We start from the raw sequence: 11,994 nt of genomic DNA, 5'->3' as shown, positions 1-11,994 counted from the left end.
TCCCCGCCCCGCACAGCGGGACCGGCCCCCGCCCGGTCCCGGTACCTAGGCCGCGGATGAGTAGCCGCGCCCTGTTCCCGCGCCGGCCGGGCCGCGAGCGTAGGGGCATGACAGCCAGCGCACGCGACCTCGCCGACGCCACCCCCGCCTCGCGGGACCGGTACGTGGACCTGCTCCGCGTCGCCTCCCTCGGGACCGTCGTCCTCGGCCACTGGCTGATGGCCGCGGTCAGCGCCGACGGCATGGGCAACCTGCTCGCCCTCGTGCCCCCGCTCCAGGTGCTCACCTGGGGGCTCCAGGTCATGCCCGTCTTCTTCTTCGTCGGCGGTTTCTCCCACGCGCTCTCGTACCGCTCCCTGGAGCGCCGCTCCGCCGGCCGGCCCGTCTACGCCGCCTTCGTGCGGGCGCGGCTGCGCCGCCTGCTGCGGCCCACCCTCGTGTTCGTCCTCGTGTGGGCCGCGCTGGCCCTCGGCGCGCAGCTCGCCGGCGCCGACCGCGGGCCGCTGGCCGGGGCCGCGCTGCGGATGGTGACGCAGCCGCTGTGGTTCGTCGGGATCTACCTGGCCATGGCGGCCTTCACCCCGCCCCTGCTGCGGGCCCACGCCCGCTGGGGCTGGGCCGCCTTCGCCGCCCTGGCGGGCGCCGCCGCGCTCGTCGACGTCCTGCGCTTCGCGCTCCACGTCCCGTACGCGGAGTTCCTGAACTTCGCCTTCGTCTGGCTCGCCGTGCACCAGCTCGGCTTCCTGCGCGCCGACGGCCGCATCCGCCGCCCCGCCCTCCTCGGCGCGGCCGGCCTCGCCGGGGCGGTGCTCCTCGTCGCCGCCGGCCCGTACCCGCTGTCGATGGTGGGGATGCCCGGCGAGAAGGTCTCCAACATGGCCCCGCCCACCCTCGCCCTGCTCTGCCACGGCATGTGGCTGGTCGGCGCCGTCCAGCTGGCCGCCCGGCCCGCCGCGGCCCTGCTCGCCCGGCCCCGCGTCTGGCGCGGGGTGGTCGCCGCCAACGGGGTGGCCATGACCGCGTTCCTGTGGCACCTCACCGCCATGCTCGCCGTGTACGCCGCCCAGCTCGCGGCCGGCCTCGCCCTGCCCGAGCCCGCCACCGCCGCCTGGTGGGCGCAGGTGCCGGTGAGGATCCTGGCGGCGGCCGTCCTCACGGCCCTGCTCGTGGCCGGGTTCCGCCGCTTCGAGGCGCCCTCCGGGGCGGACGCCGCTCCCGGCAGCGGACCCGCCGCCGCCGTCGGGGCCGCCCTGAGCCTCCTCGGGATCCTGGGCCTGTCCATGACCGGCCTCGGCGGGCTGCTGGAGGGGCACACCGCCACCCTCGTCGCCCTCCCCGTCACCGCGCCCGCCGCCATCGGCATGGCCGTGGCGGGCGCCTGGCTGGTGGAACGGTCGCCGTCGGCGCGGAGGGTTAGGCTGAGGGGCTGATCCACCCCCTCACCGGACTCCGTTCCGGGGACCCACCTGGAGCGCGTCTGATGGCCGTCAATCTGGTCAATGTCGAGGCAGTCAGCAAGGTGTACGGCACCCGTACCCTGCTCGACGGCATCTCCCTCGGCGTATCCGAGGGCGACCGGATCGGCGTGGTCGGCCGCAACGGCGACGGCAAGACCACCCTCATCCGGATGCTCGCCAAGCTGGAGGAGCCCGACAGCGGCCGGGTCACCCAGAGCGGCGGCACGCGGATGGGCGTCCTGACCCAGCACGACTCCCTCGACCCCGCCGCCACCATCCGGCACGAGATCATCGGCGACATGGCCGACCACGAGTGGGCCGGCAACGCCAAGATCCGCGACGTGCTGACCGGGCTCTTCGGCGGGCTCGACCTGCCCGGCTTCGGCCAGGGCCTGGACACCGTCATCGGCCCGCTCTCCGGCGGCGAGCGCCGCCGCATCGCGCTCGCCAAGCTCCTCATCGCCGAGCAGGACCTCCTCGTCCTCGACGAGCCCACCAACCACCTCGACGTCGAGGGCATCTCCTGGCTGGCCGGCCACCTCCAGACCCGCCGCAGCGCCCTCGTCTGCGTCACCCACGACCGCTGGTTCCTCGACCAGGTCTGCACCCGCATGTGGGACGTCCAGCGCGGCTCCGTCTACGAGTACGAGGGCGGATACAGCGACTACGTCTTCGCCCGCGCCGAGCGCGAGCGGATCGCCGCCACGGAGGAGGTCAAGCGGCAGAACCTGATGCGCAAGGAGCTGGCCTGGCTGCGGCGCGGCGCCCCCGCCCGGACCTCCAAGCCCCGCTACCGCATCGAGGCCGCCAACGAGCTGATCGCCGACGTGCCGGAGCCGCGCGACAAGTCGGAGCTGATGCGCTTCGCCAACGCCCGCCTCGGCAAGACGGTCTTCGACCTGGAGAACGTCACCGTCCAGGCTGGCCCCAAGACCCTCCTCAAGCACCTCACCTGGCACCTGGGCCCCGGTGACCGCGTCGGCCTCGTCGGCGTCAACGGCGCGGGCAAGACCTCCCTGCTGCGGGCCCTCGCCGAGGCCGCCCGCACCCAGGGCGAGGCCCAGCCGGCCTCCGGCGAGATCACCGTCGGCAAGACGGTCCGCCTGGCCTACCTCTCCCAGGAGGTCGGCGAGCTCGACCCGTCGCTGCGCGTCCTGGAGGCCGTCCAGCGCGTCCGCGACCGCGTCGACCTCGGCAAGGGCCGCGAGATGACGGCGGGCCAGCTGTGCGAGCAGTTCGGCTTCACCAAGGAGAAGCAGTGGACGCCCGTCGGCGACCTGTCCGGCGGTGAGCGGCGCCGGCTGCAGATCCTGCGCCTGCTGATGGACGAGCCCAACGTCCTGTTCCTCGACGAGCCCACCAACGACCTCGACATCGAGACCCTCACCCAGCTGGAGGACCTCCTCGACGGCTGGCCCGGCTCGATGATCGTGATCTCCCACGACCGGTTCTTCATCGAGCGCACCACCGACACGGTGATGGCGCTGCTCGGCGACGCGAGCCTGCGGATGCTGCCGCGCGGCCTGGACGAGTACCTGGAGCGCCGCCAGCGGATGATCGAGGCCGCCGCCCCGGCGCCCGCCCCGGCCGCCGCGGCCAAGTCGACGTCCTCCGGCGACTCGCGCGCCGCGAAGAAGGAACTCCAGAAGATCGAGCGCCAGCTCAACAAGATGGCCGACCGCGAGACGAACCTGCACGCGCAGATCGCCGAACACTCCACCGACTACGACAAGGTCGCCAAGCTCGACGCGGAGCTGCGCGAACTCATCTCCGAGCGGGACGAATTGGAGATGCGCTGGCTGGAACTGGCCGAAGAGGCCTGAGCCCCGGACCCGGTACGACCGGATAACGGGCTCGTCACAGGCCGGTCCGCCCTTGGGAACAGGGGTGCGACCGGCCCGTTGCGTACCGGCCCCGAGTGATAGAAAGGGTCGGTTCTTTTCGATCTCCGGGGGTCCCTCCCGGTTCACCGACCGCCTGAAGCCGAAGGATGCGCCGATGACCGAGCAGCCCCAGCCGCCGAACCAGCCGCCGCCCCCTTCCGGTTACGACCACCTCCCCGGCCCGCCGCAGCCGGGCTACGGCTACCCGCCCCAGGGCGGCAACCCGTACGCCCAGCAGCCGCCGACCGTCCCCCAGCCACTCCTGCCGCAGGGCGGCCCCGGCCACCCGCCGGCCCCCGGCACGCCGTCCGGCGGCCGCGGCAAGGGCACGGTCGTCATCGCCGCGGCCGTCGCGGGCGTCCTCGTCCTGGGCGCCGGAGCCTGGTTCGCCTTCGGCCGCGACGACGGCCCCGGCAAGCCGGCCGCGCAGGCCTCCACCCCCGCCGACCCCAAGCCCTCCGCCTCCCCGTCCGTGGACAAGGGCGACGGCAGCGGCAACGGCGCCGCCGAGCAGACCGACCTCAACGCGGGCCGCAAGCCCGGCGAGGACAAGGCGCTGTGGCTCAAGACCGTCAAACTCCAGGGCCCCGGCTCGGGCATCCCCACCGCGGGCCAGTGGGTGGTCGGCGACACCGTCGCCAAGACCGTCGGCACCGCCCTCGTCGGCTACGCCGTCACCGACGGCAAGGAGAAGTGGCGGATCGACACCCGCGCGGAGATCTGCGGGCTCACCGACCAGACCACCGCCGACGGCAAGACCGTCGTCGTCGTCAAGGACGGCACCGCCTCCAACGCCGCCTGCAACCAGCTGAAGCTGATCGACCTGAAGGCCGGCAAGGAGGGCTGGACGAAGGAGGTCGCCAAGGAGGGCATCTTCGACGGCGGCGGCCACGCCGCCGTGAGCCTCACCGGTGACACCGCGGTCGTCAACCGGCTCGGCGGCACCAGCGCCTACCGCATCAGCACCGGCGACAAGCTCTTCTCCGGCAACGTCCCCGAGGGCTGCCAGCCCACCCAGTACGCCGCCGGCAACAACAAGGTGCTCGGCATCGCCCTGTGCATGGACGACGACCACACCGTCGAGGTCCAGGACGCCGACCCGGTCACCGGGAAGAAGACCTGGGCCTACCGGCTCCCCAAGGGCTGGCAGGTCAAGGGCGTCTACTCCGTCTCGCCGGCCGTCCTCGACATCGGCAACCGCGACACCAAGGAACGCGCCGTCATCGCCCTCACCGCCGACGGCAAGAAGCGCTCCAGCATGGCCGCCGAGGGCTCCTTCCAGGTCAACTGCGGCGGCAGCAGCGTCGACGACCTCCAGGGCTGCGGCGACTCCGCCGTCGACGGCGACACCCTCTACCTGGCCACCGACACCAAGGGCGGCTCCGGCAACGAGATCGTCGCCTTCGACCTCGGCACCGGCAAGCCCAAGTGGCGCCAGGCCGCAGGGGACAAGCGGGGCCTGACCCCCGTCAAGGCCGCGAACGGACAGCTGACCGCCTACCGCACCGGCGCCCTCGACGAGCCCGGCGAGATCGTCTCGTTCCCGGTGGCCGGCGGCGCGCCCAAGACGCTGCTGCGCCTGCCCTCGGGCCCGTCCGCGAAGATCGAGGGCTCCTTCATGTTCGCCAAGAGGTCCTTCGAGGACGGCCGTTTCTTCCTGTCCGTGACCACGCTGGCCGGCAACAGCACGGACGAGAAGCTCCTGATGGCATTCGGCAAGTGAACGAGTCCACCGAGCCGCCCACCGAGAGGCAGTAGCAGCAGATGAGCACCCCGCCGCCCCCCAGCCAGCCGCCCTCCGGCGGTTTCGGCGGCCCGCCGCCGCCCGGCCCGCCGCCCGGGCAGCCCCCGGCCGCCCCGCAGCCGCCCCAGGTACCGCAGGCCGCGACCCAGCCCGCCCAGCCGGCCGTGCCCCCGCCGGGCGCCCAGCCCGGCTACGGCTACCCGCAGCAGCAGCCCGGCCAGGCCTACCCGCCGCAGCCGAGCACCCTCCAGGCCCCGGCCCCGCAGCCGTCCGCCCCCTCCGCGGGCGGCGGCAACGACGTGCGCAACCAGCTGATGATCGTCGGCGCGGCCGTGCTGGCGATGGCCCTCATCATCGGCGGCGGCTACCTCTACACCTCCGACGACGGCGGCGACACCCCGCCCGCCGCCTCGGCGAGCGGCTCGCCCGACCCCAAGGCCCCGGCCCTGGCCGGCAGCGAGAAGGCCCCGGCCAACCCCAAGTCGAAGACGCTGGTCAACGTCACCACCCAGCCGCCCTCCGACGTGGTCTCCGTCAAGGGCTCCTGGCTCACCGACACCACCTACGTCAAGTCCGACCTGGGCAAGGTCGTCGGCTACAACCTCACCGACGGCGGCAAGAAGTGGGAGCTCCCGCTCAACGCCAACGTCTGCGGCGCCAGCAAGCACGTCAGCGACAACAAGACCGCCATCCTCTTCGAGGAGGGCCCGGCCACCAACGAGAAGAAGTACCCCTCGTGCACCCAGGTCGGCGTCATCGACCTGAACACCGGCAAGCTGGCCTGGTCCGCCACCGCCAAGTCCGCCACCGGCGGTGACAAGCCGGTGGCCTTCACCGAGGTCACCATCAGCGGCCAGACCGTCGCCGCCGGCGGCCTCTACGGCGGCGCCGCCTGGAACCTCGCCGACGGCAAGCCCCTGTGGACCCCCAAGACCGACGCCGAGGGCTGCTACGACCTCGGCTACGGCGGCGGCGAGGCCCTCGCCGTGCTCCGCAAGTGCGGACGCGCCGCAGAGGAGACCCTCTACGCGCAGGCCCTCGACCCCGTCACCGGCGCGCCGAAGTACTCGTACAAGCTGTCCGCGGGCATCGAGTGGGCCGGCATCCTCTCCACCAAGCCGCTCATCGTCGCCGCCAACGTCGGCAACACCGCGAAGAACGCCACCAACGTCAGCGACCTCTTCGTCCTCGACGACGCCGGCCAGCTCAAGACCCGCATCGGGCTCTCCGCGGGCAGCTACGCGCCCAGGTGCCCGGCCACCGAGGTCGAGCAGTGCACCAACATGGTCGTCGGCAACGGCAAGGTCTACCTGCCCTCGTACGAGCACCAGGGCGCGTCCCCCACCGGACGCACCAACGAGATCGTCTCCTTCGACCTGGAGACCGGCAAGGCGACCAGCGACCGCGCCGACGCGGGCGAGAAGTACGTCATGTACCCGCTGCGCATGGACGGGTCGAACATCATCGCCTACAAGGTGCCCCCGTACGACGGGGGCGGCCAGGTCGTCAGCATCGACGGCAGGACGATGAAGGAGACCCTCCTGATGCAGAACCCGCCCGGCACCCGGAGCCTGGAGGCCGGCTTCTCGCCGGACCGCTCCGAGATCCGCTACCACAACGGGCGCCTGTTCATGGCCGAGACCCTCGCGAGCAAGCCGTACTCCGACAAGGAGAAGGACTACCTGTTCGTCTCCTTCGCGGCGAACTGACGTCCGCGCGCACACGGCGCGAACAGCGGCGAGAGCCCCCGGCCGGCACCCACCGATCGGGGGCTTTCGCGCGGTAACCCCCGCGCCCCGTCGAACAAGCGTGTAGCTTGCCGGGTCAGAAGGATCTGGGGTGGGAGCCTTGATGGGCGTACGCGTCATGGTGGTCGACGAGCACCGTCTGCTGGCCGAGGCGCTCGCCTCGGCCCTGAAACTGCGCGGGCACCGCGTGCTCGCGGCGGCCGCGCCGGCGGCCGGAGCCGCCGAACTGGTCATCAGCCGTGCCCCGGAGGTGTGCCTGCTCGGCACCGCCACCCCCGCGGAGCCCGGCGTCTTCGAGCCCGTCGTGCGCATCAAGCGCGAGCGCCCGCAGATCGCCGTGGTGGTCCTCGGCCCGGTGCCGAGCCCGCGCGGGATCGCCGCCGCCTTCGCCGCCGGAGCCTCCGGCTACGTACGCCAGGACGAGCGCATCGAGGGCGTCGAGCGGGCCCTGGCCAAGGCGCGGGCGGGGGAGGCCGCCATCTCCCCTCAGCTGCTCCAGGGCGCCTTCGCCGAGCTCCTCAACCCCTCCGCGCAGCCCGACGACGAGGGGAGCCGCCTGCTGCGGCTGCTGACCCCGCGCGAGGTGGAGGTGCTGGTGCGGGTCGCCGAGGGCGAGGACACCCGGCTGATCGCCGCCGGCATGGACATCGCACCGAGCACCGCGCGCACCCACGTGCAGCGGGTCCTGATGAAGCTGGGCGTAGGCTCCCGGCTGGAGGCGGCCGCACTGGCCGCCCGTACCGGACTGCTCGACCGGGCCGCGCCGCCCGCACAGCGGCCGCCGCAGGAGCCGCAGGACCGGCCGCAGCCGGCCGGGGGCTGAGCCCCCGGCGGGCCGGGGGGCCGGGCCTCCGGGCCCGCGATTTCCCCGGAAGCGCGGAATCCGGTAAGCCAGACACCAGACACCAGCACGCGCAGCCGCGTGCTTCCGCGAGAGGTAGGAGTACGAGTGAGCAAGTACCTGGTCACCGGTGGTGCGGGATACGTGGGAAGCGTCGTCGCCGCCCATCTCCTGGAGGCCGGACACGAGGTCACCGTCCTCGACGACCTCTCCACCGGCTTCGGCGAGGGCGTCCCCGCCGGCGCCACCCTGGTCAACGGCCGCATCCAGGACGCCGCACGGTACCTGGACGCCTCCTACGACGCCGTCCTCCACTTCGCGGCCTCCTCGCAGGTCGGCGAGTCCGTGGTGAACCCCGGCAAGTACTGGGACAACAACGTCGGCGGCACCCTCGCCCTGCTCACCGCGATGCGCGAGGCAGGGGTCCGCACCCTCGTCTTCTCCTCCACCGCCGCCACCTACGGGGAGCCCGCGGAGGGCGCGCTGACCGAGACCTCGGTGACCGCCCCCACCAACCCCTACGGCGCCTCCAAGCTGGCCGTCGACCACATGATCGCGGGGGAGTGCGCGGCGCACGGCCTCGCGGCGGTCTCACTGCGCTACTTCAACGTGGCCGGCGCCTACAAGGAGTTCGGCGAGCGCCACGACCCCGAGACCCACCTGATCCCCCTGGTCCTCCAGGTCGCCCTGGGCGAGCGCGAGGCCATCTCCGTGTTCGGGGAGGACTACCCGACCCCCGACGGCACCTGCGTGCGCGACTACATCCACGTCGCCGACCTCGCCGAGGCCCACCTCGCCGCGCTGCGCGTCGCGGCCGAGGGCGAGCACCTCATCTGCAACCTCGGCAACGGCAGCGGCTTCTCGGTGCGCGAGGTCATCGAGACGGTCCGCAAGGTCACCGGCCACGACATCCCGGAGGTCGTCGCCCCGCGCCGGGCCGGCGACCCCGCGGTGCTGGTCGCCTCGGCGCGCACGGCGCACGAACGCCTCGGCTGGACCCCGACCCGCTCGGACCTCACCGGCATCGTGACGGACGCCTGGAACTTCGCCCGCGGGCACCGCTCCTGACGCTCCGGCCCCGAGCGGGGCCGCGCCCCCTGCGCCCCCGTGCGCCGGTCCGCCGACGCCCCGCCGCGCCCCCCGCACCGTCCGGTGCGGGGGGCGCACGCCTGTCCGGCGGGCGCGGCCGACGGGCGCCCTGCGCGGGCGCCCGGCGTGCGTACGCCGGGTGAAACCGACCCCGCGCAACTGCCGGGGGCACACGCCGGCCGGGACCTCGCGCTCCCGGGCTTCCGGACAGTCGAAATCCGGCCATGCGGAGGGCCGTTGCGGACCCGGCGACCCGAAAATCGCTCGGAAAACTTCTGCTATTCGGCCAACCACCGGACGCGGCCCGCTCTACGCTGAAGCGTGACGCCGGTGGGGGCCGGTGTTGATTCAGGGGTCGAGACACGCCGGGTACGGCGTCCGGTCCCGGGTAGGTGCACAGATGTCGCGGCGGCGGCCGCGGCGGCCTGTGGGCCCCCGGCCGGGCGTCGTACCCGTAGTCGTCCGTTCCCCGACCCTTGGGGGTTTTGTGGTTCGTATCCGGGTCCTGGTGGTCGACGACCACCGCATCTTCGCCGAATCTCTCGCGGCCGCGCTCGCGGCCGAGCCGGACGTGGACGTGTCCGCGGCCGGCAGCGGTCCCGCGGCCCAGCGCTGCCTCGAACGCGCGGCGGCGGAGGGCCGCCGCTTCGACGTGCTGCTCGTCGACGCCGACCTCGGCGCGGCCGGCGCACCGGGCGCGCCCGCCGGTGCCGGTCCGGGTGCCGGTGCCGGGGCGGTCCTGCCCGTACCCGGCCAGCGCGCGCCGGCCGCCCAGGCCGCCCCGCCGGACGGGATCGCCCTGGTCGCCGGGGTGCGCACCGCCCACCCCGGTGTGCGCACGGTGGTCCTCGCCGAGCGGGACGACCCCCGCCGGGCGGCCCTGGCGCTCCAGGCCGGGGCCTCCGGGTGGGTGGCGAAGGACTGCTCGCTGTCGCGGCTGCTCGCCGTGATCCGGGGGGTGCTGCGCGAGGAGACGCACCTGGCGCCGGCCCTGCTGACGGGGGTGCTGCGGGAGCTGACGGCCGCCCGCAAGCACCGCACCGACAGCGAGCGGCTCGTGGAGTCCCTCACCCCGCGCGAGCACGAGGTGCTGCGCTGCATGGTGGCGGGGCTGGGCCGCAAGGACGTGGCGGCGCGGCTGTTCCTCTCCCCGCACACCGTCCGCACCCACATGCAGAACGTGCTGGGCAAGCTCGGGGTGCACTCCACCCTGGCGGCCGTGGCGCTGGCGCGGCGGGCCGGCGTACGGCCGGCGGAGCTATCCGGGGATGTTGTCGAACGGAGCGGTCAACTGGCGTAGCAGGCCCGCGAGGTCGACGCGCTGGGCCGCGGAGAGCTGGGCCAGGATCGCCCGTTCCTGGGCCAGCAGTCCCGCCAGGGACTGGTCGGCGCGGTCGCGGCCCTCGGGGGTCAGCCGCACCAGCACCCCGCGCCGGTCGCTGGGGTCCGGCAGCCGTTCGACGAGGCCCTTCTTGGCGAGCCGGTCGATCCGGTTGGTCATCGTGCCGGAGGTGACGAGCGTCTGGGTCAGCAGTTGTCCGGGGGAGAGCTGGTACGGGGCTCCTGCGCGCCGCAGCGAGGTCAGGACGTCGAACTCCCACGGTTCGAGGCCGTGCTCGGAGAAGGCCAGCCTGCGGGCGCGGTCGAGGTGGCGTGCGAGCCGGCTCACGCGGCTGAGCACTTCGAGCGGTTCCACGTCGAGGTCAGGGCGCTCTCGCCGCCATGCCGCGACCAGTCGGTCGACCTCGTCCTCCATGCGGATCAGTGTACGGGGTCTGTCGACATGAAGTCTCTTCAAATCGAGAATCTTGACATCGAGATATACTCTGGACGAGCATGGGGCATGGAGGGGGCCGGAACAGCTTCCGCTTCCGACCGCCCCACCAGTAGGGAGGCTCGAACATGCATTCCGACACCGCGCCGGCCATGCGCCCCCGCGCCATGGACGGCTCCACCCCCTCCGCGCCCGTCTGGGATCCCCACCAGTACCTGCGGCACGCCGGCCACCGGACCCGGCCCTTCCTCGACCTGCTGACGCGCATACCGGAGCTCCCCACCCGGCCCGCGCGCATCGCCGACCTCGGCTGCGGCCCCGGCAACGTCACCGCCCTCCTCGCCGACCGCTGGCCCGAGGCCCACATCACCGGCTTCGACCTCTCCCCCGAGATGCTCCGCCTCGCCGACGCCGAGCACGCCGGACCCACCCCCGGCGGCGGCCGCCTCGACTTCCGCCCCGGCGACATCGCCGACTGGATGCCCGAGGAGACCTACGACCTGATCGTCTCCAACGCCGCCCTCCAGTGGGTGCCCAGCCACCCCGGCTCCTTCGCCGCCTGGATCAACGGCCTGCGGCCCGGCGGGACCTTCGCCTTCCAGATCCCCGGCAACTTCACCGCCCCCAGCCACCGGCTCCTCGCCGAGCTCTGCGACACCCCGCGCTGGCGCGAACGCCTCGGCGGACACGGCGCCCGCTACATCCACATCCTCGAACCCGCCGAGTACCTCGCCCGCTTCACCGAGCTCGGCTGCGCCGTCGACGTGTGGGAGACCACCTACTACCAGATGCTCCAGGGCCCCGACCCCGTCCTCGACTGGGTCAAGGGAACCGCCCTGCGCCCCGTCCTCACCGTCCTCGGCGACGACCGCGACTCCGCCGAGCGCTTCCTCGCCGAATACCGCGAAGCCCTCCGCCTCGCCTACCCCAGCGGCCCCCGGGGCACCGTCTTCCCCTTCCGCCGCATCTTCGCCATCGCCCGCAAGGAGGCATGACCGTGCTGACCGCCGTCGACCACGTGCAGCTCGCCGCACCGCCCGGATCGGAGGACAGGCTCCGCGCCTACTACCAAGGCGTCCTGGGCATGACAGAGATCTCCAAACCCCCCGTCCTCGCCGCGCGCGGGGGCTGCTGGTTCGCCGCGGGCGCGGTACAGCTGCACCTGGGAGTGGAAGAGGACTTCCGGCCCGCCCGCAAGGCCCACCCGGGACTGCGCGTGAGCGGCATCGAGGAGTACGCCGGCAGACTCCGCGAGCGCGGAGCGGACGTCGTCTGGGACGACAACCTGCCGGGCCACCGGCGCTTCTACTCGCACGACCCCGTCGGCAACCGGCTGGAGTTCCTGGAACCCCTCACCGGCCACTGAACACGGCCGCCGCCCGGGGCGGCGGCCCCCGCACGCACGACGGCGCCCCGTCCACCGGAATCCCGGTGGACGGGGCGCCGCCCGCGCGCGTA

10 protein-coding genes are annotated in these 11,994 nt (G+C 73.4%); 9 read left to right on the top strand and 1 reads right to left on the bottom strand.

The annotated features are described in order from the left end of the window. The first annotated feature begins 107 nt into the window (after positions 1-107). The 7 genes from AB0469_RS10035 (at position 108) to AB0469_RS10005 (ending at position 10,062) form a co-directional block, all read left to right on the top strand. The gene (locus AB0469_RS10035) at positions 108-1,430 is read left to right on the top strand and encodes an acyltransferase family protein (protein WP_366450847.1); all 1,323 of its coding nucleotides are present in this window, start codon (positions 108-110) and stop codon (positions 1,428-1,430) included. Between the two features lie 50 nt (positions 1,431-1,480). Next, positions 1,481-3,280, top strand: coding sequence for an ABC-F family ATP-binding cassette domain-containing protein (locus tag AB0469_RS10030; protein WP_366450846.1), 1,800 nt, complete (start codon positions 1,481-1,483; stop codon positions 3,278-3,280). Positions 3,281-3,455: 175 nt separating this feature from the next. After that, complete coding sequence (locus AB0469_RS10025) at positions 3,456-5,063, top strand: PQQ-binding-like beta-propeller repeat protein (RefSeq protein WP_366450845.1); 1,608 nt, start codon at positions 3,456-3,458, stop codon at positions 5,061-5,063. A 41-nt stretch (positions 5,064-5,104) separates the two neighbouring features. Further along, the gene (locus AB0469_RS10020; RefSeq protein WP_366450844.1) at positions 5,105-6,793 is read left to right on the top strand and encodes a PQQ-binding-like beta-propeller repeat protein; all 1,689 of its coding nucleotides are present in this window, start codon (positions 5,105-5,107) and stop codon (positions 6,791-6,793) included. Between the two features lie 142 nt (positions 6,794-6,935). Beyond that, the gene (locus AB0469_RS10015; RefSeq protein WP_366450996.1) at positions 6,936-7,655 is read left to right on the top strand and encodes a response regulator transcription factor; all 720 of its coding nucleotides are present in this window, start codon (positions 6,936-6,938) and stop codon (positions 7,653-7,655) included. 126 nt (positions 7,656-7,781) lie between these two features. Continuing rightward, positions 7,782-8,741, top strand: coding sequence for a UDP-glucose 4-epimerase GalE (galE, locus tag AB0469_RS10010; protein WP_366450843.1), 960 nt, complete (start codon positions 7,782-7,784; stop codon positions 8,739-8,741). A gap of 508 nt (positions 8,742-9,249) precedes the next feature. Continuing rightward, the gene (locus tag AB0469_RS10005; RefSeq protein WP_366450842.1) at positions 9,250-10,062 is read left to right on the top strand and encodes a response regulator transcription factor; all 813 of its coding nucleotides are present in this window, start codon (positions 9,250-9,252) and stop codon (positions 10,060-10,062) included. Here AB0469_RS10005 and AB0469_RS10000 read toward each other — a convergent pair. Next, positions 10,021-10,518, bottom strand: coding sequence for a MarR family transcriptional regulator (locus AB0469_RS10000; RefSeq protein ID WP_366450841.1), 498 nt, complete (start codon positions 10,516-10,518; stop codon positions 10,021-10,023). The genes AB0469_RS10005 and AB0469_RS10000 overlap by 42 nt on opposite strands. 146 nt (positions 10,519-10,664) lie before the next feature. Between AB0469_RS10000 and AB0469_RS09995 the strand changes: the two genes are divergently transcribed. Further along, on the top strand, positions 10,665-11,531 hold the full coding sequence (locus AB0469_RS09995) for a trans-aconitate 2-methyltransferase (RefSeq protein ID WP_366450840.1): 867 nt from the start codon (positions 10,665-10,667) through the stop codon (positions 11,529-11,531). Positions 11,532-11,533: 2 nt separating this feature from the next. Further along, positions 11,534-11,902 (top strand): VOC family protein, encoded by a 369-nt coding sequence (locus AB0469_RS09990; protein WP_366450995.1) that lies wholly within the window; start codon positions 11,534-11,536, stop codon positions 11,900-11,902. The last annotated feature ends 92 nt before the right edge of the window (positions 11,903-11,994 follow it).

It is taken from the genome of Streptomyces sp. NPDC093801 (assembly GCF_040701585.1).
GTDB lineage: Bacteria > Actinomycetota > Actinomycetes > Streptomycetales > Streptomycetaceae > Streptomyces.
Note: the sequence above shows the minus strand (reverse complement) of the source record. Positions and strands in the feature narration are given on the sequence as shown.

Bases quoted from the DNA above. Each gene is read 5' to 3' on its own strand.
- AB0469_RS10035 (WP_366450847.1), top strand. From the start codon at position 108: ATGACAGCCAGCGCACGCGACCTCGCCGACGCCACCCCCGCCTCGCGG.
- AB0469_RS10030 (WP_366450846.1), top strand. From the start codon at position 1,481: ATGGCCGTCAATCTGGTCAATGTCGAGGCAGTCAGCAAGGTGTACGGC.
- AB0469_RS10025 (WP_366450845.1), top strand. From the start codon at position 3,456: ATGACCGAGCAGCCCCAGCCGCCGAACCAGCCGCCGCCCCCTTCCGGT.
- AB0469_RS10020 (WP_366450844.1), top strand. From the start codon at position 5,105: ATGAGCACCCCGCCGCCCCCCAGCCAGCCGCCCTCCGGCGGTTTCGGC.
- AB0469_RS10015 (WP_366450996.1), top strand. From the start codon at position 6,936: ATGGGCGTACGCGTCATGGTGGTCGACGAGCACCGTCTGCTGGCCGAG.
- AB0469_RS10000 (WP_366450841.1), bottom strand. From the start codon at position 10,518: ATGGAGGACGAGGTCGACCGACTGGTCGCGGCATGGCGGCGAGAGCGC.
- AB0469_RS09995 (WP_366450840.1), top strand. From the start codon at position 10,665: ATGCATTCCGACACCGCGCCGGCCATGCGCCCCCGCGCCATGGACGGC.